At 63.3% G+C, this 22,564-nt stretch carries 22 protein-coding genes; 7 read left to right on the forward strand and 15 right to left on the reverse strand.

The window, feature by feature from the left end; genetic code table 11:
- Positions 1 to 17: 17 nt before the first annotated feature.
- Together NKI70_RS17390 and NKI70_RS17395 are read right to left on the reverse strand one after the other, a co-directional pair.
- Positions 18 to 1,076: a sugar ABC transporter substrate-binding protein gene (locus NKI70_RS17390; RefSeq protein ID WP_352570466.1), complete on the reverse strand. Its 1,059-nt coding sequence runs from the start codon at positions 1,074 to 1,076 to the stop codon at positions 18 to 20.
- A 42-nt stretch (positions 1,077 to 1,118) separates the two neighbouring features.
- On the reverse strand, positions 1,119 to 2,108 hold the full coding sequence (locus NKI70_RS17395) for a TIM barrel protein (RefSeq protein ID WP_352724774.1): 990 nt from the start codon (positions 2,106 to 2,108) through the stop codon (positions 1,119 to 1,121).
- A 247-nt stretch (positions 2,109 to 2,355) separates the two neighbouring features.
- On the opposite strand from NKI70_RS17395, the gene NKI70_RS17400 reads away from it, so the two are divergent.
- Complete coding sequence (locus tag NKI70_RS17400) at positions 2,356 to 3,834, forward strand: esterase-like activity of phytase family protein (protein WP_352699272.1); 1,479 nt, start codon at positions 2,356 to 2,358, stop codon at positions 3,832 to 3,834.
- 146 nt (positions 3,835 to 3,980) lie between these two features.
- Here NKI70_RS17400 and NKI70_RS17405 read toward each other — a convergent pair whose 3' ends face one another.
- Positions 3,981 to 4,769: a L,D-transpeptidase gene (locus NKI70_RS17405; RefSeq protein ID WP_023676737.1), complete on the reverse strand. Its 789-nt coding sequence runs from the start codon at positions 4,767 to 4,769 to the stop codon at positions 3,981 to 3,983.
- 192 nt (positions 4,770 to 4,961) lie between these two features.
- Here NKI70_RS17405 and NKI70_RS17410 point away from each other — a divergent pair, with 192 nt between their 5' ends.
- Positions 4,962 to 6,434 carry an MATE family efflux transporter gene (locus NKI70_RS17410; protein WP_352699270.1) on the forward strand — a complete coding sequence of 491 codons (1,473 nt, stop codon included), beginning with the start codon at positions 4,962 to 4,964 and terminating at the stop codon, positions 6,432 to 6,434.
- Positions 6,435 to 6,443: 9 nt separating this feature from the next.
- Here the strand turns inward: NKI70_RS17410 and NKI70_RS17415 are convergent, their stop codons facing one another.
- Positions 6,444 to 7,652 (reverse strand): MFS transporter, encoded by a 1,209-nt coding sequence (locus tag NKI70_RS17415; RefSeq protein WP_023676739.1) that lies wholly within the window; start codon positions 7,650 to 7,652, stop codon positions 6,444 to 6,446.
- A gap of 154 nt (positions 7,653 to 7,806) precedes the next feature.
- On the opposite strand from NKI70_RS17415, the gene NKI70_RS17420 reads away from it, so the two are divergent.
- A complete protein-coding gene (locus tag NKI70_RS17420) occupies positions 7,807 to 8,382 on the forward strand; it encodes a TMEM175 family protein (protein WP_023676740.1) in 576 nt (191 codons plus the stop codon).
- Between the two features lie 7 nt (positions 8,383 to 8,389).
- Here NKI70_RS17420 and NKI70_RS17425 read toward each other — a convergent pair whose 3' ends face one another.
- Positions 8,390 to 8,671, reverse strand: a complete 282-nt coding sequence (locus tag NKI70_RS17425) for a hypothetical protein (protein ID WP_023676741.1) — start codon at positions 8,669 to 8,671, stop codon at positions 8,390 to 8,392.
- 129 nt (positions 8,672 to 8,800) lie between these two features.
- On the opposite strand from NKI70_RS17425, the gene NKI70_RS17430 reads away from it, so the two are divergent.
- Positions 8,801 to 9,673 carry an SDR family NAD(P)-dependent oxidoreductase gene (locus NKI70_RS17430; RefSeq protein ID WP_352636630.1) on the forward strand — a complete coding sequence of 291 codons (873 nt, stop codon included), beginning with the start codon at positions 8,801 to 8,803 and terminating at the stop codon, positions 9,671 to 9,673.
- 69 nt (positions 9,674 to 9,742) lie between these two features.
- On the opposite strand, the gene NKI70_RS17435 is transcribed toward NKI70_RS17430, so the two are convergent.
- The 3 genes from NKI70_RS17435 to NKI70_RS17445 all read right to left on the reverse strand — a co-directional run bounded on the left by NKI70_RS17435 (position 9,743) and on the right by NKI70_RS17445 (position 11,570).
- Entirely contained in the window at positions 9,743 to 10,174 is a 432-nt protein-coding gene (locus tag NKI70_RS17435) for a low affinity iron permease family protein (RefSeq protein ID WP_031211766.1), read from the reverse strand.
- 169 nt (positions 10,175 to 10,343) lie between these two features.
- Positions 10,344 to 10,985, reverse strand: a complete 642-nt coding sequence (locus NKI70_RS17440) for a DapH/DapD/GlmU-related protein (protein WP_352589494.1) — start codon at positions 10,983 to 10,985, stop codon at positions 10,344 to 10,346.
- Positions 10,986 to 11,081: 96 nt separating this feature from the next.
- A complete protein-coding gene (locus NKI70_RS17445; RefSeq protein WP_023676745.1) occupies positions 11,082 to 11,570 on the reverse strand; it encodes a CreA family protein in 489 nt (162 codons plus the stop codon).
- A 205-nt stretch (positions 11,571 to 11,775) separates the two neighbouring features.
- On the opposite strand from NKI70_RS17445, the gene NKI70_RS17450 reads away from it, so the two are divergent.
- Together NKI70_RS17450 and NKI70_RS17455 are read left to right on the forward strand one after the other, a co-directional pair.
- Positions 11,776 to 12,354, forward strand: a complete 579-nt coding sequence (locus tag NKI70_RS17450) for an SCO family protein (RefSeq protein WP_352724775.1) — start codon at positions 11,776 to 11,778, stop codon at positions 12,352 to 12,354.
- 11 nt (positions 12,355 to 12,365) lie between these two features.
- A complete protein-coding gene (locus NKI70_RS17455) occupies positions 12,366 to 13,238 on the forward strand; it encodes a 50S ribosomal protein L11 methyltransferase (RefSeq protein ID WP_352570474.1) in 873 nt (290 codons plus the stop codon).
- A 39-nt stretch (positions 13,239 to 13,277) separates the two neighbouring features.
- Here NKI70_RS17455 and NKI70_RS17460 read toward each other — a convergent pair whose 3' ends face one another.
- The gene (locus tag NKI70_RS17460; RefSeq protein ID WP_352699268.1) at positions 13,278 to 13,622 is read right to left on the reverse strand and encodes a hypothetical protein; all 345 of its coding nucleotides are present in this window, start codon (positions 13,620 to 13,622) and stop codon (positions 13,278 to 13,280) included.
- 36 nt (positions 13,623 to 13,658) lie between these two features.
- Between NKI70_RS17460 and NKI70_RS17465 the strand changes: the two genes are divergently transcribed.
- On the forward strand, positions 13,659 to 15,503 hold the full coding sequence (locus NKI70_RS17465) for an aminopeptidase P family protein (RefSeq protein WP_352699266.1): 1,845 nt from the start codon (positions 13,659 to 13,661) through the stop codon (positions 15,501 to 15,503).
- Here the strand turns inward: NKI70_RS17465 and NKI70_RS17470 are convergent.
- From NKI70_RS17470 to recN, 6 genes are all read right to left on the reverse strand, one after another.
- Positions 15,493 to 16,383 (reverse strand): LysR family transcriptional regulator, encoded by an 891-nt coding sequence (locus tag NKI70_RS17470; RefSeq protein WP_352699264.1) that lies wholly within the window; start codon positions 16,381 to 16,383, stop codon positions 15,493 to 15,495. The two genes, NKI70_RS17465 and NKI70_RS17470, sit on opposite strands and share 11 nt — an antisense overlap.
- A gap of 316 nt (positions 16,384 to 16,699) precedes the next feature.
- Positions 16,700 to 16,996 carry an AzlD family protein gene (locus NKI70_RS17475; RefSeq protein ID WP_352699262.1) on the reverse strand — a complete coding sequence of 99 codons (297 nt, stop codon included), beginning with the start codon at positions 16,994 to 16,996 and terminating at the stop codon, positions 16,700 to 16,702.
- A complete protein-coding gene (locus NKI70_RS17480; protein WP_352699260.1) occupies positions 16,993 to 17,721 on the reverse strand; it encodes an AzlC family ABC transporter permease in 729 nt (242 codons plus the stop codon). Before NKI70_RS17480 ends, NKI70_RS17475 begins: the two co-directional genes overlap by 4 nt.
- 122 nt (positions 17,722 to 17,843) lie before the next feature.
- Positions 17,844 to 18,536, reverse strand: a complete 693-nt coding sequence (locus NKI70_RS17485) for a DUF2461 domain-containing protein (RefSeq protein ID WP_352699258.1) — start codon at positions 18,534 to 18,536, stop codon at positions 17,844 to 17,846.
- Positions 18,536 to 20,743: an NAD-dependent DNA ligase LigA gene (ligA, locus tag NKI70_RS17490; RefSeq protein WP_352699256.1), complete on the reverse strand. Its 2,208-nt coding sequence runs from the start codon at positions 20,741 to 20,743 to the stop codon at positions 18,536 to 18,538. Before ligA ends, NKI70_RS17485 begins: the two co-directional genes overlap by 1 nt.
- A gap of 140 nt (positions 20,744 to 20,883) precedes the next feature.
- Positions 20,884 to 22,557: a DNA repair protein RecN gene (gene recN, locus NKI70_RS17495; RefSeq protein WP_352699254.1), complete on the reverse strand. Its 1,674-nt coding sequence runs from the start codon at positions 22,555 to 22,557 to the stop codon at positions 20,884 to 20,886.
- Between the last annotated feature and the right edge of the window lie 7 nt (positions 22,558 to 22,564).

Here is a 22,564-nt window from a genome sequence, read left to right on the forward strand (position 1 = left end):
CACCTGCCGGCCCTGCTCTACTGGCCCGCTGCCGCGTCCTCGAGCAGCGCCTTGCGCACGGCGTCGCCGGCGCCAGAGTAGCGGTCGGCATTGTCCTTGGTGATCAGCGCCTGCGGCGTGGCGACGACGCGCGGCAGCTTCTGCCCGGCCACCAGTCGCAGCGCCGATTCCAGCGCCACCTCGCCGGTCAGCACCGGGAACGAATCGACGGTGCCGGTCAGCTCGCCGGCGCGGATCGAGGCATAGGCGTCGGAGATGCCGTCGGTGCCGAACACGGCGACCTTGTCCTGCAGCCCGGCAGCCTTGACCGCCTCGACGATGCCCAGCGCCATGCCGTCATTGTTGGCATAGAAGCCGATCAGGTCGGGGTGCTGCTGCAGGATGTTGGTGGCAGCGTCGTAGGAGGTCTGGCGATCCCAGTTGCCGGGGACGCTGGCGACGACCTCGAACTTGCCGGCCTCGGTGACCGTGGTCTTGAAACCGTCGGTACGCTGGACGGCGGCGTAGACGCCGGCCTGGCCTTCGACGATGGCGACCTTGCCGCCGTCCGGCCGATTCTTGATGAACCATTTGGCGACGCGCACGCCGTTGTCGCGCTGGACATTGCCGACATAGTGCTCGGCCTGCGGGATGACCGCGTCGTTGACGTTGACCACCGGCACATTGGCGGCCTTGGCCTGTTCCATGATCGGCTGCAGGTTGGAGTCGGTCTGCGGCGAAACGAGCAGCACGTTGTAGCCTTGCGTGACCAGGCCTTCGGCGATGGTGAGCTGGCCGAGCTGGTCGCCCTCGCTCTGCGCCGCCTGGTAGACCACGGGCACGCCGGTGCGGTCGCCGAACGATTTGTAGCCCTCTCCCAGCGAACGCCAGTATTCGTTGGTCAGCGTCTTGGAGACCGCACCCGCCTTGGTGCCCTCGGGCAGCTTGGGGAAAGCCCCGAACTTGGCCTCGACCTGCGACCAGTCGATGCGATCCTTCTCGGTGTCGGAATTGAGCGGCGCGAGGTCCGCGGAAAACGACGAGCCTATAGACAGCGCCATCAGGGCAGCGGTGGCGGTGGCAAGCAGAAATTTCATGGTCTTTCCTCCCTGGTTGAAAACGGCGATGGCGCCGGAGCTTCAGCTGTCCGGCCCGAGCATGGCTTCCTGGATGATGGCCTGCGAGGCGACCGCGTCCTGACGGTCGACGGCAGTGGACAGGCGATTGTCCTTTTCCAGCCGATCGACGACGCGCAGCATGCGCTTGACGGTCGCGATGTTGACTTCGCATTCGTGGACCGGATCGAGCCCGGTCATGTCGGGGAACGTGTCGAAGTAGATGGCACCGGCGTAGCCGTCGCGGCGGATCTGCCTGAGCAGCTCGATCGTCTGCAGCGTATGCACCGCGCCGACCATCAAGCCGTCGTCGCGCTTGGCGTAGCCATCGTTGAGATGCACGCCGAGCAGCTTGCTATGACGCGCCACAAGTGCTGCGGCAAAGGCCGGCTGCTCGTCGGCATAGAGCACATGGGCGAAATCGAGCGTCACGCCGAGATTGGGCAGGCCGATCTCACGGATCGCCAGCAAAGTCGTCGCCGCGTCGGGCATCAGGCTGTAAGAGCGCGGCTCGTTGGGCTTGTACTCCAGGCTGATCTGGCAATCGGGGTCATGCGCCGAAACTTCACGAATTCCATCGATTTCGTGTTGCCAGAGCGTCGCATAATCGGCCTGGAAAGCATAATCGAAGCCATCCTGCCCGAGCCACAGCGTCATCAGGCTGGCGCCAGCCTCGCGCGCGGCGTCGATCCCGGCCTTGGTCATGTCGATGGCCTCGCGGCGAACGGCCGGATCCGGATTGGTGAAGGCGCCGAGCTTGAAGGCCGGGTTGGAGTAGTAGCGCATGGCGAAACCATTGATGGAAAGCCCGAGATCGCCGAGTTTGCGCGCCATTTCCGCAGGATTTTCATCGACATGGTCGGGAAAGTTGAGGTCGAGATCGGTCAACTCTGCAACCTTCGCCGTACGTGCCGCCATTTGCAGCATGGACGGTTTGCCGACAAGATCGGGCCACTCGGCCTGTGGCCGCGAGGCAAAGGAATTGAGGCGGGTGGCGAAACGGCAGACTGTCATCGGTGACCTTTCATCGTCATGACTTCACATAAAAACGATCATTTGTAAAGTTGCTAATTGTGTTCTCGGCGGCGGCGGATTCGCCATGCCCAGCCAGTTGCCACCACGCTGGGACAAGCAAGCGCGGCACTGTCACGCAAGTATCATGTTCGCATCCTAGATCGCTTCTCCGAAGGCTTTCGCGGCATCCTCGATGCGACGCGGCGCTTTTCGGGCCCCGGCAGCTTTGTCTCAAAAGAGGATATCCATGAAAAACCTGCACCGAACCGCGTCCCTCGCCGTCGCGCTGGCGATGTTCACCGCCTTGACGCCGGCCTTGGCTGAAAACGCCGCGACCGTCGGCGGCGTCAGCTTCGTCAACAAGGGCCTGGTCGGTGTCGGCCGCATCCCGGCCAGCCAGAAGGACAAGTTCGGCGAGACGTTTGGCTCGGGCTCGGGCATGTCGATCGACGCTGCCGGCTGGACGCATGGCGCCGATGGCTACAAGGGCTCGTTATGGCTGCTGCCGGATCGCGGCTACAATGTCGTCGGCACCACCGATTACCGTCCGCGCCTCAACACGATCGCCATCGAGTTCGCCCCGATCGCGCCGGGTGCGGCACCGGCCACCGGCCAGGAACAATCGGGCCTCAAGGCGACGCTTGCCGACACCATGCTTTTGACCGACGACAAGGGCGCCGACGCAACCGGGCTCGATCCGCTCAACGGCGTGCGTGCCGCGACCGACGACATGCCGATCCTGCCCGAAGCCAACGGCAAGCTCGCGCTCGATAACGAAGCGATCGCACGGCTGCCCGACGGCACGATGTTCATCTCGGACGAATACGGTCCGAACATCTACCGCTTCTCCGCCGATGGGCGTCTGATGTCGGCAACGCAGCCGCCGGCGGCGCTTGTCCCGATGCGTCACGGGACGCCAAACTTTGCTTCCAACAATCCGGGACCTGGCGCGGCAGACCCAGATCCGAAGGATCCCGAAACCGGCCGTCAGAACAACCAGGGCCTCGAAGGCATGGCGCTGACGCCGGACGGGAAGTTCCTGATTGCCGTGCTGCAGTCGGCCCCAAGGCAGGATGGCGGCGATTCCGCCTCGACGCGCCAGAACACGCGCGTGCTGGTCTACGATGCCTCGGATCCCGGCCAGCTCAAGCTCGCGCATGAATATGTCGTGCCCCTGCCGGTGTTCACCGATGCCAAGGGCAAAACCAAGATCGCCGCGCAGAGTGAAATCGTGGCGCTGTCGGACAAGACCTTCCTGATGCTGGCGCGCGACAGCGGCAACGGCCAGGGGCTGAAGGGCGACACCTCGCTCCATCGCGAGATCAGCGTCGTCGATGTGTCGGCGGCAACCGACATCGCCGGCACAGAGTTCGACAAGGACAAGCCGCTGGCGCCCAAGGGTGAGCTCGATCCATCGGTGACGCCGGCCAAGCTGACGCCGTTCATCGACATCAACGACAAGAGCGAGCTCGGCCGCTTCGGGTTGCACAATGGCGCGCCCAACGACCGCAACAACCTTTCGGAGAAATGGGAGGCGATGTCGGTGGTGAGCGTCCTCGATCCAAAGCTGCCCGACGACTATTTCCTGTTCGTCGCCAATGACAATGACTTCCTCACGCAGGACGGCTTCCAGGTCGGCGCGGCCTACAAGGCCGAGGATGGCGCCGATGTCGACACCATGTTCCTGGTCTATCAGGTCACGCTCCCAGGCCTCACCGGGAAGTAGCGGCAGCCATACAGGCGGAGGCGCCGAACGCGTCCGCCTGAGCTGGCGCGATTGAACGGTCGTGCCCCTTCAGTTGCGGCTCGCCCGCGAAAAGACGGTGTCCTAAGCATCGCAAAACCTGCGACTGACGATCCAGTCGAAGGCACTTACCTCAACATCTCCGCGTCCCTTGGCACGCCTGCATCGATCGGCTCGGCCGTCCTGTTTGACACGGCGGCGATCTTCCCGGCGGCCGACAGGTTCGGGCGCACGAAGACCGGCACGACGCCATCGACGCGGCTGTAGAGGTCGATAATGTCCTGATTCATGAAGCGCACACAGCCGGAGGAAGCGTTCTTCCCGATGGAATCCCACTCCGGCGTGCCGTGCAGCCTGTACATCGTGTCCTTGCCGTCACGGAAGAGATACAGCGCGCGGGCACCAAGCGGGCTCTGCGGGCCGGGCGGCATGCCGTCCTTGTATTTCGCCAGTTCCGGCCGGCGTTGGATCATTTCCGGCGGCGGCGTCCAGACCGGCCACTTCTTTCTCGCCTGAACCACGGCGCTGCCGGTCCATCCGAAACCGGCCTTGCCGAGGCTGACGCCATAGCGAATTGCCTTGCCGCCGTCGCGCACCAGATAGAGGAAGTGCTCGGAAGTATCGACGACGATCGTGCCGGGTTTTTCTCCAGTCGGGTCGGCCACGATTTGACGCACGAATTTCGGATCGACCTTGGCTACCGGAATTGCCGGCAGTTGATAGCCCTCGTCGATGCGCGCGGCATACATGCTTGCGGCATCGCCGAGAGCCGGATCGCTTGGTGCCGCGGGCACCGGCGGCGCCGCCACGTCCGTCGTGGTGCACGACGAAAGAGCCACGGAGGCCGCGCCCAGAGCGGATGCACCAAGAAAGGCGCGCCGGTTCAGGCGCTCAAAAAACAACGGAATATCGGACATGAGCCCCCCGGCTTACCGATGAGATCCAGGAAAATGCGGCCCCACGCGTGTGGGATCAATATACGATTCCGAAAGGTTTGAGAAATGCTTAGATCAAGGCACGCCAGGCGGAATTTACAGCGCCGCATCGACCTCTCCCGTTAAATCGGCAATCATTGCGGACTCAGACAAGCCTTCGCCGAGTTGCCTGCCATGGACGACAACATGCCCCCGCGCCGGCAGACCGGCGACCTCACCAGTGGGCCTATCCCGCGCACCCTTTTGCTGTTTGCCCTGCCGGTGCTCGGCTCCAATGTGCTGCAGTCGCTCAACGGCTCGATAAATGCCGTGTGGGTCGGCCGTTTCCTCGGTGAAGCGGCGCTGACCGCCACGTCCAATGCCAACCTCGTGCTGTTTCTCATCCTCGGCACCGTCTTCGGCATCGGCATGGCGGCGACCATCCTGGTCGCACAATCCGTCGGCGCTCGTGACCTGCCCGAAGCCCGGCGCATCGTCGGAACCAGCGCCACCTTCTTCTTCCTCGTCTCGGTGGTGTTCGCGGTCTGCGGCTGGATCTGGGTCGATGCGATCCTCGATGCGCTCGGCACGCCGGCCGATGCGTTGCCGCTGGCGCGCTCCTATCTGCGCATCATCTTCCTCGCCGTGCCGATGATGAACCTGCTGTCCTTCGTCATGACGGTGCTACGCGGCGCCGGCGATTCGCGCACGCCTTTCCTGTTCATGGCGCTGGCCGTCGTGCTCGACGTCGCTTTGAACCCGTTGCTCATCCTCGGCATCGGCCCGTTCCCCGAACTCGGCATCGCCGGCTCGGCCGCGTCGACGCTGATCGGCCAGACGGTAAGCGTGGTTGCCATCCTGATCGTGCTTTATGCGCGCAAGCACCCGCTGCGGCTGGCCGGCGCCAATCTCGTTCTGCTGCGGCCGGACCCGGCGCTGCTGCGCATTGTCGTCTTCAAGGGCGTGCCGATGGGCCTGCAGATGATCGTCGTTTCGGCCGCGGCGCTGACGGTGATGGGCATGGTCAACTCGTACGGCTCGCAGGTCGCGGCTGCCTACGGCATAGCCGCACAGCTCTGGACCTATATCCAGATGCCGGCGCTCGCCATCGGCGCCGCGGTGTCGTCCATGGCGGCGCAAAATGTCGGCGCCGGGCGCTGGGACCGGATTGGACGCATCGCCGCCTCCGGCGTCGGCTTCAACCTTGTGCTCACCGGCATGCTCGTCGCGCTGCTGTTCGTATTCGATCGCGCGGTGCTCAGCCTCTTCCTTGGCAGCGACAGTGCAGCAATCGAGATCGCCACTCACATCAACAAGATCGCGTCGTGGTCCTTCATCCTGTTCGGCATCACCATCGTGCTCTTCGCCACCGTGCGTGCCACCGGCGCGGTGATGCCGCCGCTGATCATCCTGGTGATCTCGGTGCTGCTGGTGCGCACCAGCTTCGCCTATTTCTTCCGAAGCGTGATCGGCGAGGAAGCTCTGTGGTGGAGCTTTCCGGCTGGCTCTATAACCTCGCTCGTGCTGGCCGCGGCCTATTATCGCTTCGGCCGCTGGCGCAGCCTGCACATGATCGAGAGCCGGCCGGCTGCCGGCGAACCGCCGGATACCGGCCTCGGCGTACCGCGCCAGCGCGCGCATCTTTCGCCCGAGACACCGAACGGCTGAAAGGTCGGCTCAGCGCGCGTATTTCGCGCCAAACCCGAGAGCGACCAGGGAAAAGACGACAATCATGCCGGCAAAGGCCAGGCTTGCCACGGTCGCACCTGCCACCGTCGACAGAACGCCGATGCCGATGACCGGCAGCGCGTTGCCGCAAAAACAGCAGATGAAGAAGGCCGAGACGACTTCGGCGCGCCGGTCCGCCGGCGCGATCTCGTTCACCACTTGCAAGCCGCCGCGATAGCCGAGCGCTGCCGCCCCGCCGCACAAGGCGGTCCCGGCAATCATTATGGCCATCGAGGCGAAGACCTGCGCCGCAACGACCAGTGCGACGGTTGGGATCATCAGCGCAAGTGCCGCGAACATCGCGGCTCGGCTCGAAAGACGTGCCGTCGCTACAATGGTGGCGGCCGTCACGATTGCCAATTCAAAGAACAGAGCGCCGGCTTCGGCATGGTTGGTTACCTGCAGTTGCTGCGCCAAAATGCTCGGTGCGAGTGCTGCATAAAAGCCGACCAGCGCCATTGCGCCAAAGCCGGTCACCGCCGGCGCAACGAAACTTGCGCGGATGTCATCGGGCACGGAAAGCCGCGGTCGCATCGAAACGTCAGCCAGTTTCCCCGGCCGCGAAACGGTTTCCCGCGTGCGCCAGACCAGCAGGGTTACAGTCGCGAGCATCGCCAGGTAGACGACGAATGTCAGCCTGAGCGGCCAGGGCGCGTATTCGGCGAGCAACCCGGCCCCCAGCGCACCGAGGCCGAGCCCGAGAAAATTGGTGCTGGTGGCAATCGTCGCCGCCTGTGACTTGTCGTCGGTCGGGAGCAATTCGGCGAGCCAGGCGGTGCCGGTGCCCGCGCCAACGCCGATTCCCAGTCCGCTCAGAATTCGGGCGATATCGAGCCAGGCGACATTTTCGGCGAAGAGGAAAACCACCGCGCTGACGACGGCCACCGCCATCCCGGCCAATGCCATTGGACGGCGCCCGATGACATCGGACACACGCCCTAACATCAGAAGCGCTGCCAGATTGCCGATGACATAGACGGCGTAGACCAGCGTCAAAGTGATCTGCGAGAAGCCGAAGAGCTGCTTGTAGATGATGTAAAGCGGCGTCAGCGCCGTGCTGCCGGCGAAAAGAGCCGCAATCATGGCGGCCACGGCGGCCGCTGCAGCGCGGCCGCCGAGTTCGTGATCGCGCGTCATGACTTGAGCGTGAGCTGTCATTTTTTCGACCTTTTGCTGTTCGGGATCTGACATCCTAACGCCTTTTTCGCGTCAGCCGTTCCCCCCCCGGCTTGCTCCTGACAAGTTTGGCAGCTTTGCCGATGGCGCTGAGCGAGATCCTCTTTTAACTTCAGCGGATTGTCAGGGGAGATTCATGGGCAAGGGACGAGTCGAGGCATTCACCGATGGCGTGGTCGCCATCATCATCACCATCATGGTGCTGGAATTGAAGGTGCCGCATGGCGAGGATTTTTCCGCGCTGGCACCACTCTGGCCGATCTTCCTCAGCTATGTGCTGTCCTTCATCAATGTCGGCATCTACTGGAACAATTTGCACAACATGTTCCATACCGTGCAGCGGGTCGACGGCCGCGTGCTGTGGGCGAACCTCAACCTGCTGTTCTGGCTATCGCTGATGCCGGCGACGACAGCCTTCATGGGTGAGAACCATTTCGCGCCGGTGCCGGTTGCCGTCTATGGCGTCGACCTGGCGCTCTGCGCCATCGGCTTTAACATCCTCACCATGGCCCTGCATCGACTGCACGGCAATGAGACTCTCTTCGCCAGGGCGTTGGGCAATGACCTCAAGGGAAAGATCTCGCTGGTCCTCTATCTTTCCGCCATCGCGCTGACCTTCGTCAATCACTGGATCGGTGTCTCGATCTATGTCCTGGTGGCGATGATCTGGTTCGTGCCGGACAGGCGCTTCGAGCGGCTGATCGAGAAATAGGCCCCCTCTAGCCTCGCATTGCTTTCAGCTTTTCCGCTACCGAAGCGGCAAGGTCGGCGTAGCGCTCCTCCAGCCGCTCGGCCGCCTTGATCACTGAAAAATCATGGCCGAATTTTTCCAGCGCCATGCGCAGCTTTTCGACGAATTCGGCCTGTTTTTCGAGCGCCGAAAACAGCGTCATAACTTGCGCTTCGCTGATGTCGGGATTGGCGAGCATTTGTGGCACCTCGCGGCTCATCTGGTCGCCGGTGGCGGTCTGTTCTTTCAGGATCTCGATCCAGTCGGTCAATCGTCAGGTCTCCTTTTCGATATCAGCATGCGCAGCGCCCGCCGATGCGGTCAACCCGAAGATGCCGGCACCGGCTTGCGCGAGCCTCTTTCCGCGCTAAGTTCGCCGCGGCCAGAACAGGAGAAAATCATGACCACCGACGCCGAGATCCAGACCGCCCTGCCCGCACTTGCCTCCGGCAATGTCGCCGTCATCACCGGCGCGGCCAGCGGCATCGGCCTTGCCGCGGCCAAACGGCTGGCGGCGATGGGCATGAACATCGTGTTGGTCGATATTGGCGGCGCACGCCTCGATGAGGCCCGGCGCGCCGTCGCCGCCATCGCCGGCGACAGCGCCGTGATTGCCATTGCCACCGACGTTTCGAAAGCCGACGAACTCGACCGCCTCGCCGAAAGGACATCCGGCACTTTCGGCGACGTGTCGCTGCTGATGAACAATGCCGGCGTCGGCAACAACCCCGGCAAGCCCTGGGAGAACCATGACGCCTGGAAGCGACTGCTGGACATCAATTTCTGGGGTGTCGTGCATGGCGTAGAGGCGTTCGCGCCACGCATGCTGGCGGCGGGAAAGCCCGGCCTGATCGTCAACACCGGCTCCAAGCAAGGCATTACCACGCCGCCCGGCAACCTCGCCTACAACGTCTCCAAGGCTGGCGTGAAGACCTATACCGAGGGCCTTGCACACGCGCTGCGCAACGAGCCGGGCGCCAGTGTCGCGGCGCATCTGCTTATCCCCGGGTTCACTTTTACCGGCCTGACCGAAGGTGCGACCGAAAAGCCGGCCGGCGCCTGGACCGGCGAGCAGGTCATCGACTTCATGCTGGCCTCGCTACTACGTGGCGATTTCTACATCCTGTGCCCCGACAACGAGGCGACCCGGTCCATGGACGAAAAGCGCATGGCCTGGGCGATTGGCGACCTCATCGAGAACCGCCCTGCCCTGTCGCGCTGGCACCCGGACTACAAAGATGCTTTCGCGGCATTCATGACACGCACCGCATGATCCCGAACCGAAGATCACCGTAGCAAAGAATCGGATCCGATCTTCGCAGGTATGCGCCGGACCTTTATATCACGCCGCCGCGTGCTTCTTCGTGTTCCGCTTCTTCGCCATGGCTTTCTCGGCTGCCAACTCGGCAAGCTTCTGATCATGCCGCTTCGCTGCCTGTTCGCATTTCTTGCGGATCTCTTCGACCTCGGTCTCAGTCAGGTGTTCGATACCGATGAAGGTGTTCTGGGCTGTGCTGACCCGGATCAATTCGTCGAGCTTCGCCTGGATCGCAGCGCCATCGCGGTTCTGGGTGTTCTGGATGAGAAACACCATCAGGAAGGTGACGACCGTCGTGCCGGTGTTGATGACGAGCTGCCAGGTGTCCGAAAAGCCGAACATCGGCCCGCTTGCCGCCCAGACGACGATGATCAGGAAACAGACGGCAAACGTCGGCGGCAGGCCGGCAAAATGGGCGACGTTGTTGGCGATCCTGGTGAAAAGCTTCTCAATCATTCAAACTCCCTCAACAGCCGGGCGACGAACCCGGACGGAAGCCGAGTTCATTGTGTCTGCAGAAACAGTTGGCAGCCGCTCCTGGTTCCCTCGTGGCGGAAGGTCGCGGGTACATTGTTGGAGGAGCAGATCGCGCAGGCCGTCGGACCGCTTGCAGATACGCCCGAAGTCAGGCGGCGCCGTTTTCCCAGCGGTCGAGGAAAGCCTCGATGGGCAAGGCCTGCATGTCGGGGACTGCCCTGGCCAGTTTCTCGAGCGGCCAGTCCCACCAGGCAAGACGTTCGATCCGGGCCGCAGTTCCCGCGCTGAAGCGCTGCCGCAATGGCCTGGCCGGAACGCCGGCGACGATTGCATAGGCCGGCAGGTCTCGCGTCACCACCGCATTGGCACCGACGATCGCGCCGTTGCCGATCACTATGCCAGGCATGATCACGGCGCCATGGCCGATCCAGACATCATGGCCGATGCTGACGGCTCTCGCCCGCCGCCGGTCGCGGAATGCCTGATCGACACCCAGCCAGCGGAAGTACTCGTTGGGCCGATAGCTGATTTTGTGCTGCGTCAGCCGCTCGACCGGATGCTCCAGCGCATTGATGCGGCTGTTGGCGGCGATCGAGCAGAATTTGCCGATCGTCGTATAGATCGCCTCGGCGTGGCGCTCGAAGTAGGAGAAGTCGCCGACCGTCACCTCGCGCAGGATGACCCGCTCGCCGATCGACGCGTGGCGTCCAAGCTTGCACGCCTTCAGCTCCGCCGTCGGATGGATGCGCGGCTCGGGATCTTTCAGGACAAGGTGTTCGGGACGGTCCATGCGCGCGCTTTACGCCCGCGCGGATAGTCTCGCAAGCCGAGTGCAGCGCCGCGCATCCGTTTGGACGCGCCGAGGACCCTGTAGCACCTTAAGTCTCTATTTCGGCTTGCCGCTGGTCCACACCACGTTCTGGCCGTAGAGCGGCACGGTGGTGACCGACATTTTTGCCGAGCCGTCCTGCACCTGGCGTGAATGCGACAGGTAGATCAGGGTCTCGTTGGCCTTGTCGTAGATGCGGTTCACCACCTGCTTCTTCCAGATCAGGCTGATGCCTTGCTTGAACACCTCCTCGCCGGCCTCGCTCATGTCGATGTCGCCAATGGTGATCGGCCCGGTCTGGCGGCAGGAGATCGAAGAATCGGACGGGTCCTCGAACCAGTTGCCTTTCTGCAGGCGGTCGATCACGCCACGGTCGAAATAGGAGACGTGGCAGGTCACGCCCTCGACCTTCGGATCCTTGATCGCCTCGACGATGATATCGTTGCCGAGCCAATCTACGCCGACCTTGCCGACTTCCTCGGCGGCGGCCGCGCCGGCGCCAATGACAAGGCATGCGGCCAACGCGCCGCCAATCAGTTTTCGCAAAGAGGCCTCCTGCGGTTCGAATTTTGCCGACCTCAGGTGGGACGAACGGCAGCGCTTTGCAAGCAGATCGCCTCCCACAGGATTGCCGGTTGCGGCAACGCGACATCTTTGCGTCGGCGCGACCGAACCGCTAAGAGTGTTCGCCAAGCCAGGGCCTTCACGGCGCCAACCCGGCGCCCGATGGAAATAACGACGGACTTCACTGATGATGCGTTCAATTCTGGTCGGTATTCTCGTCCTGATGGCCGCCGGAATCGGCTGGCTCACCTTCGACTGGTACCGCGGACACTATGGCGGCGAGCCGTTCGGAGCACCTTTCACGCTGGTCGACCAGAAGGGCGCGCCGGTCACCGAAGCCGCCTTTCGCGGCCACCCCAGCGTCGTCTTCTTCGGCTTCACGCACTGTCCGGAAGTCTGCCCGACCACGCTTTTCGAGTTGGCCGGCTGGCTGAAGACGATGGGCGACGACGGCAAGAACCTGCGTGCCTATTTCGTTACGGTCGACCCGGAGCGCGATACGCCCGAAATCATGAACACCTATGTCAGCAATTTCTCCGATCGCATCCTCGGCATATCAGGCGATCCCGACAAGGTCCACGCCATGGCCAAGTCCTTCGGCATCTACTGGAAGAAAGTCGACACGAACGACGGCGACTACACGATGGACCACACTGCTTCGGTGCTGCTGCTCAACGCCAAGGGCGATTTCGCCGGCGCCATTGCCTATGGCGAAAGCCCGGATGCCGCCATCGCCAAGCTCAAACGGCTGGCGGCGGAAGGTTGACACATCCGGTAATGACGCAGACGCGTTTGTATTTCACCGCGGGCAAGATCGAGGCTGACCGCATCTTTGCGGCGCTCGGTGCGGCATTCGACGATGAGGGCCTGCCGATTGCGGTGCTCGAGGTCGACGAGGACCGCGACATCCACGAAGTATCGCTCTATGCCGACGACGACGTCGATGCGGTCGAGGCGCGGCTTAGGGACATCCTTGCCGGACTGTCGCTGTCGAAACCGATAGCGCGCGAAGCGCTGCCCGACATCGACTGGGTGGCGCGCTCGCTGGAGGGATTGAAGCCGGTGCGGGCCGGGCGCTTCTTCGTCCATGGCGCGCATGACCGCAGGAAGCGCCACAGCGGCGAGCTCGCCATCGAGATCGAGGCCGGCCTTGCCTTCGGTACCGGCCATCACGGCACCACCGCCGGCTGCCTCGAAATGCTGGAGCAGGTCATACAGCGCGAGCATCCGCGCAACGCGCTCGACCTTGGCACCGGCAGCGCGGTGCTCGCCATCGCAGCGGCCAGGCTCGCGCATATACCGGTGCTGGCGACCGACATCGACCCGGTCGCCGTCAAAGTGGCCGCCGCCAATGCGCGGCTGAACCAGGTCAAGGGGCTCATTGAAACGGTGGCGGCGCCCGGTTTTCATCATCCGATCTTTGCCGCGCGTGCGCCCTTCGACCTGATCGTCGCCAACATATTGGCGCGGCCGCTGATGCGTCTGGCGCCGCAAATGGCCGGACATATCGCGCTCGGTGGCTCGATCGTTTTGTCGGGCATCCTCGAGCGCCAGCGCGATGCGGTAATCGCGGCCTATGTCGGCCAGAAATTCCGGCACGTCCGCACCTTGCACCGCGGGGGCTGGGTGACGATTCACCTCAAGCGCTGAGGCGCAGCGCCTTCAACGCAAGCCGGAATCAACTCGGACCTAGCGCGAGTTCGCCGCTTTCTTCAGCTGTTCGCGATCGTAGCCGTGAGCTTTCAGCGTTTCGTCGTCAAAGCCAAGCAGAACGCCGCTCACATACCGGCTCGCTTCGCGCTGGCGAGCTTCGATCAGCGCTTTCACAGCGTTTCTGAAAAATCCGCGTCTACGTGAAATCGTGGACATGACGGTCTCCTTTGCAGGGCAATAGGACTCTTTCCTCCACGTGAAGAAGGTAAGCCTTGCTGACGCTTTTTGAAATCGACGATTCTGCATGGCCCCCATGCGCAAAGAGACACGCAGCAACCGGGAATGATCGTTCCGAAAATCGATTCCGATTTTCGAGGTCATGCGCTACGGTCGCGCCAGCATTCGAGGAGAGCCGACATGTTCCAGACCTTCGATTCCGCCGGCGATCCGGCCGTTGGCAAGCCGCGCGTGGCAATGCTGCGCCAATGGTTGGCGGCGAACGGGCTGGATGGCTTCATTGTGCCCCGTGCCGACGAGCACCAGAGCGAATATGTCGCCGATCGCTCGGCACGGCTGAAATGGCTGACCGGCTTCAGCGGCTCGGCCGGAGTCGCCATTGTGCTTGGCGAGCGCGCCGTCATGTTTGTCGACGGGCGCTACACGCTGCAGGTGCGCCAGGAGGTCGATCTCGACATCTTTTCGATCGAGAGCCTTGTCGACAACCCGCCGGCCAACTGGATCAAGGACAATCTCGGCAAGGGCGTGCGACTTGGTTTCGATCCGTGGCTCCATACGATCAGTGACGTCAAGGCGCTGAAGGCCTCGGCCGAGAAATCAGGCGCGACTTTGGTGCCGCTCGAACAAAATCCAGTCGACGCCATCTGGCAGGACCAGCCCGGGCCGCCACTGGCGCCGGTCGAGATCCACCCGATCGGCTTTGCCGGCGAACTGGCCAAGGACAAGCTGGCGCGGCTGGCGGCGGCCATCGAGAAGGACGGCGCCACCCATGCCGTACTGACCGACCCCTCCTCCATTGCCTGGGCGTTCGACATTCGTGGCGGCGACGTACCGCACACACCGCTGGCGCTCGGCTTTGCCGTGCTCGCCGCCGACGGCTCGCATCTGCTTTTCATGGACCAGCGCAAGTTTTCGCGCACCGTCGCGGCCTACCTGACGCAGCTCGCCGAATTGCACGAACCAGGTGAATTCGAATCGGCAATCGTCACCCGGGCCAAGGGCGGCGCAAAAATCGCGCTGGACCCGGTTCTCGCGGCGGACAAGCTCAGAATGCTGGTCGAGGATAATGGCGGCACCGTCATTGCCACGGCCGATCCGGCCCGCATTCCACGCGCAACAAAGAACAAAGCTGAGATCGCCGGCGCACGCGCCGCACATCGCCGCGACGGCGCCGCGGTCGCCAAGCTGCTGTGCTGGCTCGACCGCCAGAAGCCCGGCACGCTCGACGAAATCGCCGTTGTCACCAGGCTTGAGGAGACGCGCCGTCAGACCGGCGAAGAAACGCAGATGCCGCTGCGCGACGTATCGTTCGATACCATCTCCGGCGCTGGTCCTAACGGCGCTATCATGCACTACCGCGTCTCCCGCGCCACCAATCGCAAACTGGAGCATGGGGAGCTGTTCCTGCTCGACTCCGGCGGACAGTACCAGGACGGCACCACCGACATTACCCGCACCGTGCCGATCGGCACGCCAACCGAGGAGATGCGCGAGCGCTTCACGCTGGTGCTGAAAGGCATGATCGGCATCTCCATGCTGCGCTTCCCCCAGGGCACGCGCGGCTCCGAAATCGATGCCGTGGCGCGCCTGGCGCTATGGAGACACGGCTGCGATTTCGCCCATGGCACCGGGCACGGTGTCGGCTCCTATCTTGCCGTGCATGAGGGCCCGCAGCGTATCGCCAAGACCGGTACCGAAAAGCTGCTGGCCGGCATGATCGTCTCCAACGAGCCCGGCTATTACAAGGAAGGTTCCTACGGCATCCGCATCGAGAACTTGATCCTGGTGACACCGGCCGAGGCAATCGAGGGCGGCGACATCGCCATGCACGGCTTCGAGACACTGACGCTGGCGCCGATCGACAAGCGGCTGGTCCGATCGGACCTTTTAACCCGCGACGAGTTGCATTGGCTTGACGAATACCATGCGCGCGTACTGGCCGAGATCGGACCGATGCTCGACGGCGAGACGCTGGACTGGCTGGAAAAGGCAACCGCCCCGCTGCCGCACGACTTCAAGCAATAGCCGCGGCGGCAACGCCGGTTGACAGGCTTTGCTCCGCAAGCAGTCCCTGCAAAGCGGTGACGTTGGGAGAACCGGCTCCCTTGCGCCAGAACAACACCGTGACGGCATTGTCTTCGTCAGAGGGCAGTTCGTGCAGCTTTAGCCAGCGGCTTTCCGGGAAACCCGAAAGCACGCTTTTCGGCATCAGCGCTATGCCCATGCCAGCCACCACGCAACCAAGGATGGCATGGTATGAACCAAGCTCGATGGTTTTCTCGGCCATGAACCCTCTGCGCGCATACCATTGTTCCAGCCGCTTGCGGTGCGGACAGCCGTGCTCGAAGGCTATCATGGTTTTGGGCATGTCCAGGTGGTCTTCGACCGAAACGCGCGATGCCGCCGAGACAATGACCAGCTGCTCGTGGAATGCGGGCAGCTTTTCGAACGGAACGTCGGCGATCGGCTCGGCGGCGAACGCTGCATCGAGCTCACCGGCAAGCATGGCGGTCGCGAGAACCTGCGGATTGCCGGTGCGCAACTGGATTTCCACTTCGGGATGCCGTGCATGGTATTCGGCGAGCAGACTTGGAAGCCGTGCCGCGGCGGTGCTCTCCATAGCACCTAGGCGAAGAGTGCCGCGCGGGCGTGGATCGAGCATCGCCGTTCGCGCCTCCTCCGCAAGCGCCAGCAGCCGATCCGCATAGCCGACCAATTTGTGACCGGCCGGCGATACGTGCAGGCGCTTGCCCTCCCGGATAAACAGCTGCACGCCGAGATCCTCCTCGAGCTGCCGGATGCGTGTGGTCACGTTCGACTGCACGCGAAACAGTTTTTCCGCCGCCTTGGTGATTCCGCCCTCGCGCACCACCGTGCGGAAGATGCGCAGATCGGCCAAATCCATACATCTCTCCTGGAGAACATAACGATCTTAATTATTCATTTTAACTGATTATGCCTTTCCCGTAAATCGCCGGTGTAGCTGCCGATCAACACGGCAAACCAGGGGAGATGGAAATGTCGCGTGAGCCCTTCGGCATCCAGCCGACCGATCTAAGCGCATTGACGCCGAAGCAGCGCGAAGCGCTCTATACCGACGCCGTGCGTCGCGCCCACCAGGAGAGATCGGAGGCGATCCGGCTGAGCCTGTCGCGGGTCGGCGCGGCAATAGTCGCTGCGGTAAAACGCATGTGTGCTCTCGCCGCCAAGGCAAAAGTCGATCAGCCGACGAGCTGCCGCGCGAGGATCAGCACGGCAGCACCCGCCAGGAACATCGCCATCAGGCCGCCGCGCAGTGAGACCAAGCCGGCAACGATCAAGGCTGCCCATTCCGCCGGCCCGGCGCTGAGCGCCGCCGGCGCCACCAGCGTGGTCAGCACCGCCGCCGGCACGGCGCTGAGCCCGGCTTCGACGCGCGGGTGGATTTGATCGAAACGCGAGATCACCAGATGACCGCCGATGCGGGTCAGATAGGTCGCGATCGAAGCGGCGACGATGATCCACAAGGTCGTGCTCATGGCCGTGCCTCCACGCCGCTGTGGCGGGGCGGCAGGATGACGGCGAGCAGCACGCCGGCCAGCGCACCTATGGAGACATGCCAGGGCGAGCCGACCGTTTTGTATGCAATGATGGAGGCGGCAGCGCTGGCGATGACCACCGGCAGCCACAGCGGCCGCTTGCGGAAGCTCATGACCAGGCCGAGAAAATAGATCGGCAGCAGGAAATCGATGCCCAACGCATGGGTGTCGGGAATAAGCTTGCCGAACATCGCGCCGAGCGCGCTTTCGATGATCCAGAACACATAGACCGGCAGCCCAAGCCCCATATACCAGGTGAACCCGACGGTCTCGCCGGCCTCCGCCTTGCGCTCGGCCACCGCGAACTGCGGATCGGTAAGCACGAAGTAGCCTATCGCCTGCTGGATCAGCGGCCAATGCGCGATGCGCCGGCCGATGCCAGCCGAATAGAGCACATGGCGAAAATTCACGGCGAAGATCGACAGCACGATCAGCCACGGCGCGACATGTTGGCCGAACAGCTCGATGCCGACCATCTGGCTGGCGCCGCCGAACACCGTTGCGCTCATCAGGAACGCTTCGAGCACGGAAAACCCGTTGTCAACTGCGAGCGCACCGAACAGCAATGCAAACGGCGCCGACGCCACCACGACGGGCATGCTGAGCCGCACGCCGTCCCAGAAATCGCTTTTCGCTCCGTTTTCGGAGATTGCTTCCGCCGACATCGATCGCTCCTTGGGAACGGCCGTATGTAGAGAGAGCGGCCCGGCTTGTCACACCAATTTGCTTGAGGCAAACGATCAGCGGAAATGATGGCTGAAGCGTCGCGGCAAGCTCGCTTCCGAGCCTAGCGCGGCGAAGCCTTGCCATCGATCGCCCTGCCCCAGTCGAGCAGCGGTTTTGCCCGCATGACGAAGTCGACGAGTTCGTCGACCAATCCAGCTCCGTAGATATCCGCCGGCTCGATTGCGTGCCGGACGGCAAAATGCCGGTTGCGGATCGCAGCAGCGAGATCGGGCTCGGCGATATGCTCGAAGCCGCGCGGCGTGCGCTTCATGCAGCCGTCCGGGTCGAGCTCGAGGCCGTTCTTCTTCAGCGCCGCGACGAGGCTGCGGAATTCAGCGGGCCGCTTCGCGATCGCGTTGCGCAGCGCCAGCAATAGCTCCGGTCCGGGCTGCCACCAGGCAATGGCGGCAAAGCATCGCTCGAGCCCGATATGGACGTAAAACACGCCCTGTTCCATCTTGGTGCCGTCGGGCGAAAGGATCGCCGACAAATGCCGGTTATAAGGCCGTTTGTCCTTGGCGAAACGCACATCGCGATTAATCCGGAACAGCGACTTCTTGCGGTCGCCGCGCAGGCCGAGCCCCAATGCCATGAAGCGCTCGGAGAGCGTCTCGACCAGATCGCCGAAAGGATCGCGCAGGTCGCGTTCGAAAAGGTCGCGGTTTTCCAAAAACCACTCCCGGCTCTGATGAAAATCCAGCGCCTTGAGGAAGGGAATGGCCTTTTGCCCAAAACCGTTGAACGCAGCCGCCATCACCCGCCCTTGCCGATCCGCTGCAGCCAGGTGTCCTCGTCGATCACCTCGATGCCGAATTTGGTCGCATCCTTCAGCTTGGAACCGGCGCCTGGCCCTGCCACCAGGAGATCGGTCTTCGCGGAAACCGAGCCGGCGACCTTCGCGCCGAGACGTTCGGCCATCGCCTTGGCCTCCGGGCGCGTCATCTTTTCCAGCGTGCCTGTAAACACGATTGTCTTGCCGGCGACCGCACTATCGGCTGAGACGTTCACAATGTACGGCTTCGGGTGGACCTGTGTGAGCAGCGCTTCAAGTACGGCGTCGTTGCGTTCATTGCCGAAGAAATCGCGAAGCGCGCCTATCACCGTATCGCCGATGCCGTTGATCGAAGGAAAAACGCTGTGTGGATCGGCTGCCGCTGCCGTCTCCTTGCCAATGCGGATCAACTCCTCGATCGTCGAGAAGGTTCGGGCCAGCACAGCGGCCGTCGTTTCGCCGATATGACGAATGCCCAGCGCGAAGATGAAGCGATCAAGTTCGGGTTCGCGGCGGGCGTCGATGGCAGCGAAGAGCTTGTCGAGGCCGTCATAGTTGCGTTCCTCGACGCTGCGTACATTCTTGCGCGTTTTGCCCGATGCGGCCTCGCGCTGCCTGGCCTGCTCCTCCCGTCGCTCCGCCAGCGCCTTGGTGACGGCGGGACGGCGGTCCCGGAGGGTGAAGATATCGGCGGCAGTCTTGACCAACCCGGCATTGAAGAACAGGTCTATGTTTTCAGCGCCCAGGCCTTCGATATCCATGGCGCCGCGCGACACAAAGTGGCGTAATCCTTCCACGGCCTGCGCGGGGCAGATCAGCTCGCCGGTGCACCGTCGGCGGGAATCCTCCTTGCCGGTCTTCTCGTTGATCTCGCGCGTTGCGGGTGAGCCGCAGATCGGACATTTGTGCGGGAATTCGTAGGGCACGGCATCAGTCGGCCGCTTGTCGGCGACGACACTCACGATTTGCGGAATGACGTCCCCTGCCCGCTGGATGACCACCGTGTCGCCGATACGCACGTCATAGCCGTCGCGGATCGGCTGGCCGTTGCTGTCCAGACCCTTGATGTAATCTTCGTTGTGAAGCGTGACGTTTTCGACCACGACGCCGCCGACCGTGACGGGTGCAAGCCGGGCAACGGGCGCCAGCGTACCGGTACGGCCCACCTGAATGTCGATCCTGAGCACGGTTGTCATCGCCTGTTCGGCCGGAAATTTGTGAGCGATCGCCCAGCGTGGTTCGCCAGTGACAAAGCCCCATCTGCGCTGCAACTCCAATTGGTCGACCTTGTAGACGACGCCGTCGATGTCGTAGCCGAGCGATGAGCGCTGGGTCTCGATTAGGTGATAGTGCGCGACCAGTTCCTCGACCGATCTTGCCCGGACCATCAGCGGGCTGACCTTGAATCCCCACTCCGCGAATTTTTGCACGGAATCGTATTGGGTCGGAGCTGGATCCTTTGAAGTATAGCCCCAGGCGTAAGCAAAGAATTTAAGGTTGCGGCTGGCGGTAACTAACGGGTCCTTTTGGCGGAGCGACCCGGCCGCCGTGTTACGCGGATTGACGTAATCCTGGCCACCTATCGCCGCCGAACGTTGCTTCAGCGCCTCGAATTCCGCGTAGGTCATATAGACCTCACCGCGTATTTCGATGACCTCGGGCCAGTCCGATCCCTTCAAGGTCTTGGGAATATCGGCGATGGTCTTGAGATTGGCGGTGATGTCCTCGCCGACGACGCCGTCGCCGCGCGTTGCTCCCTGCACGAACACACCGCCTTCATACCGCAGGGAAGCCGATAGCCCGTCGATCTTCGGCTCCGCCGTGAAGGCGATGTTCAGATCCTTGTCGCGGTCAAAGAATCGCCGGCCCCGTTCTATGAAGTCCGCGACGTCCTGGTCGGTATAGGCCTTGGCAAGGCTGAGCATCGGCACCGCGTGGCGCACCTTGGCAAAACCTTCCGCCGGCGGCGCGCCGACCCTGCGTGAGGGCGAATCCTCACGCACCAAAGCAGGGAAGCGCTGTTCGATGGCCAGGTTGCGCCGCGTCAGCGCGTCATATTCCGCATCCGTGATTATCGGCGCGTCCTCGCCATGGTAGCGCCGGTCGTGCTCGGCGATCTCCTGCGCCAACCGCTTCAACTCGCTTGCCGCCTCGCTTTCGCTGAGCGAATCGACTGGTTTTTCGTCCATGCACGGCTCCCTTCACGGTGGCGCGACACAATAGAACAGGATTCTCTCATGAGGGAGAGACCAGACACGGAAAATCATGCCTGAACAGCAGGATGGAGCCATACCCTGACTCAAGTCGCGAGCGCCGGAAACGAACTTGTCTAGGCTGCCGCGGTGTTCTCCCGCAGCAGCCGCTCGGCCGCCGCACGCGCCTCGTCGGTGATGGTGGCGCCGGCGAGCATGCGTGCAATCTCCTCCTGCCGTGCCGCCCGGTCCATCTCGGCGATGCCGGTCGAGACCCGGTCGGCGCCGCCCGATTTGGAGATCAGGAAATGCGTCGCCGCGCGCGCCGCCACTTGCGGTGCATGCGTGACCGAAAGCACCTGCACGCGTTTTGCCAGCCGCGCCAGCCGCTGGCCGATGGCGTCGGCAACCGCGCCGCCGACGCCGGTGTCAATTTCGTCGAAGACCAAGGTCGGCGCCGAGCCCCGGTCAGCGAGTGCTACCTTCAACGCCAGCAGGAAGCGCGAAAGCTCACCGCCGGAAGCGACTTTCATCATCGGGCCGGGCCTGGTGCCGGGGTTGGTGCGCACCCAGAACTCGACCTGGTCGATGCCTTCTTCCATGCGGCTCTCGGCATCGCTTGCGATCTCGACGATGAACTCGGCCCGTTCGAGCTTCAGCGCCGGCAGTTCGGCCATCACCGCCTTGGTCAGCCCGACGGCCGCCGCATGGCGACGCGACGATAGCTGGGCCGCCGTAATGTCATAGGCCTGGCGCGCCGCCGCAGCCTGTGTCTCCAGCGCATGCAGGCGCTCTTCGCCGGCGTCGAGATCGGCAAGGTCGGCCGCCATGGTGTCACGCAATTGCGCCAGGTCATCGACGGCGACGCTGTGCTTGCGCGAGGCGGCACGCAGCGAAAACAGCCGCTCCTCGGCTTTCTCCAGCCGCTGCGGATCATATTCGGTGGCGCGCAGTGCGGCTTCGACGCCCGACTGCGCCGCGTCGAGCGACAGCATCGCCTCGTCGAGCGACTTGACGACATCCTCGAGCAAGCCGGGCGCTTCCGTCACCTTGCGCTGCAGCCGCCTGAGCAGGCTGGCCAACTGCGGCAAGGGCGAGGACGGGCCCGAGAGCACATCCTGCGCATCGTGGATTTCCGAGGCGATCTTTTCGGCACGCATCATCGAGGCGCGCAGTTCGGCGAGCTCGGTCTCTTCGCCCGGTTGCGGATCGAGCCTGGTCAATTCGGCGACCGCCGCACGCAGATAATCGGCCTCGCGGGAAGCCGCCTCGACTTTGGCCCGGTGCCGTGAAAATTCCTGCTCGCAGGTACGCCAATGCCGCCACGCCTCGCCGGTTGCCCGAGCAGCGCCGAGATGGCCGCCGAAACTGTCGAGCAACTCGCGATGGGCGCCGGGATCGACCAAAGCGCGCTCGTCGTGCTGGCCGTGGATCTCGACCAGCGCACGGCCGATGTCGCGCATCAGCGTCACGCTGGACGGCTGGTCGTTGACGAACACGCGCGTGCGGCCGTCAGCCGTCTGGACGCGGCGCAGGATGATGTCGCCGTCGTCCTCGATGGCATTCTCGGCAAGCAGCATGCGAGCCGCGTGGTTGCGCGGCACGTCGAACACGGCGATGATCTGGCCTTGTGCCGCGCCATGCCGCACCAGCGAAGCGTCGCCGCGGGCGCCAAGCGCCAGTGACAAAGCGTCGAGCAGGATGGATTTTCCGGCGCCGGTTTCGCCGGTAAGGACCGAAAGGCCGGACGAGAAGTCGATGTCCAGCTTCTCGATCAGAACGATATCGCGGATCGACAGTCTGGAGAGCATGGGGACG

Source organism: Mesorhizobium sp. M0500, from assembly GCF_040321165.1.
Taxonomy (GTDB): domain Bacteria; phylum Pseudomonadota; class Alphaproteobacteria; order Rhizobiales; family Rhizobiaceae; genus Mesorhizobium.

Excerpts from the sequence above, each read along its gene's own strand:
- NKI70_RS17390 (WP_352570466.1), bottom strand. The coding sequence starts at position 1,076 with ATGAAATTTCTGCTTGCCACCGCCACCGCTGCCCTGATGGCGCTGTCT.
- NKI70_RS17395 (WP_352724774.1), bottom strand. The coding sequence starts at position 2,108 with ATGACAGTCTGCCGTTTCGCCACCCGCCTCAATTCCTTTGCCTCGCGG.
- NKI70_RS17400 (WP_352699272.1), top strand. The coding sequence starts at position 2,356 with ATGAAAAACCTGCACCGAACCGCGTCCCTCGCCGTCGCGCTGGCGATG.
- NKI70_RS17405 (WP_023676737.1), bottom strand. The coding sequence starts at position 4,769 with ATGTCCGATATTCCGTTGTTTTTTGAGCGCCTGAACCGGCGCGCCTTT.
- NKI70_RS17410 (WP_352699270.1), top strand. The coding sequence starts at position 4,962 with ATGGACGACAACATGCCCCCGCGCCGGCAGACCGGCGACCTCACCAGT.
- NKI70_RS17415 (WP_023676739.1), bottom strand. The coding sequence starts at position 7,652 with ATGACAGCTCACGCTCAAGTCATGACGCGCGATCACGAACTCGGCGGC.
- NKI70_RS17420 (WP_023676740.1), top strand. The coding sequence starts at position 7,807 with ATGGGCAAGGGACGAGTCGAGGCATTCACCGATGGCGTGGTCGCCATC.
- NKI70_RS17430 (WP_352636630.1), top strand. The coding sequence starts at position 8,801 with ATGACCACCGACGCCGAGATCCAGACCGCCCTGCCCGCACTTGCCTCC.
- NKI70_RS17435 (WP_031211766.1), bottom strand. The coding sequence starts at position 10,174 with ATGATTGAGAAGCTTTTCACCAGGATCGCCAACAACGTCGCCCATTTT.
- NKI70_RS17440 (WP_352589494.1), bottom strand. The coding sequence starts at position 10,985 with ATGGACCGTCCCGAACACCTTGTCCTGAAAGATCCCGAGCCGCGCATC.
- NKI70_RS17450 (WP_352724775.1), top strand. The coding sequence starts at position 11,776 with ATGATGCGTTCAATTCTGGTCGGTATTCTCGTCCTGATGGCCGCCGGA.
- NKI70_RS17455 (WP_352570474.1), top strand. The coding sequence starts at position 12,366 with ATGACGCAGACGCGTTTGTATTTCACCGCGGGCAAGATCGAGGCTGAC.
- NKI70_RS17460 (WP_352699268.1), bottom strand. The coding sequence starts at position 13,622 with ATGACCTCGAAAATCGGAATCGATTTTCGGAACGATCATTCCCGGTTG.
- NKI70_RS17465 (WP_352699266.1), top strand. The coding sequence starts at position 13,659 with ATGTTCCAGACCTTCGATTCCGCCGGCGATCCGGCCGTTGGCAAGCCG.
- NKI70_RS17470 (WP_352699264.1), bottom strand. The coding sequence starts at position 16,383 with ATGGATTTGGCCGATCTGCGCATCTTCCGCACGGTGGTGCGCGAGGGC.
- NKI70_RS17475 (WP_352699262.1), bottom strand. The coding sequence starts at position 16,996 with ATGAGCACGACCTTGTGGATCATCGTCGCCGCTTCGATCGCGACCTAT.
- NKI70_RS17480 (WP_352699260.1), bottom strand. The coding sequence starts at position 17,721 with ATGTCGGCGGAAGCAATCTCCGAAAACGGAGCGAAAAGCGATTTCTGG.
- NKI70_RS17485 (WP_352699258.1), bottom strand. The coding sequence starts at position 18,536 with ATGGCGGCTGCGTTCAACGGTTTTGGGCAAAAGGCCATTCCCTTCCTC.
- ligA (WP_352699256.1), bottom strand. The coding sequence starts at position 20,743 with ATGGACGAAAAACCAGTCGATTCGCTCAGCGAAAGCGAGGCGGCAAGC.
- recN (WP_352699254.1), bottom strand. The coding sequence starts at position 22,557 with ATGCTCTCCAGACTGTCGATCCGCGATATCGTTCTGATCGAGAAGCTG.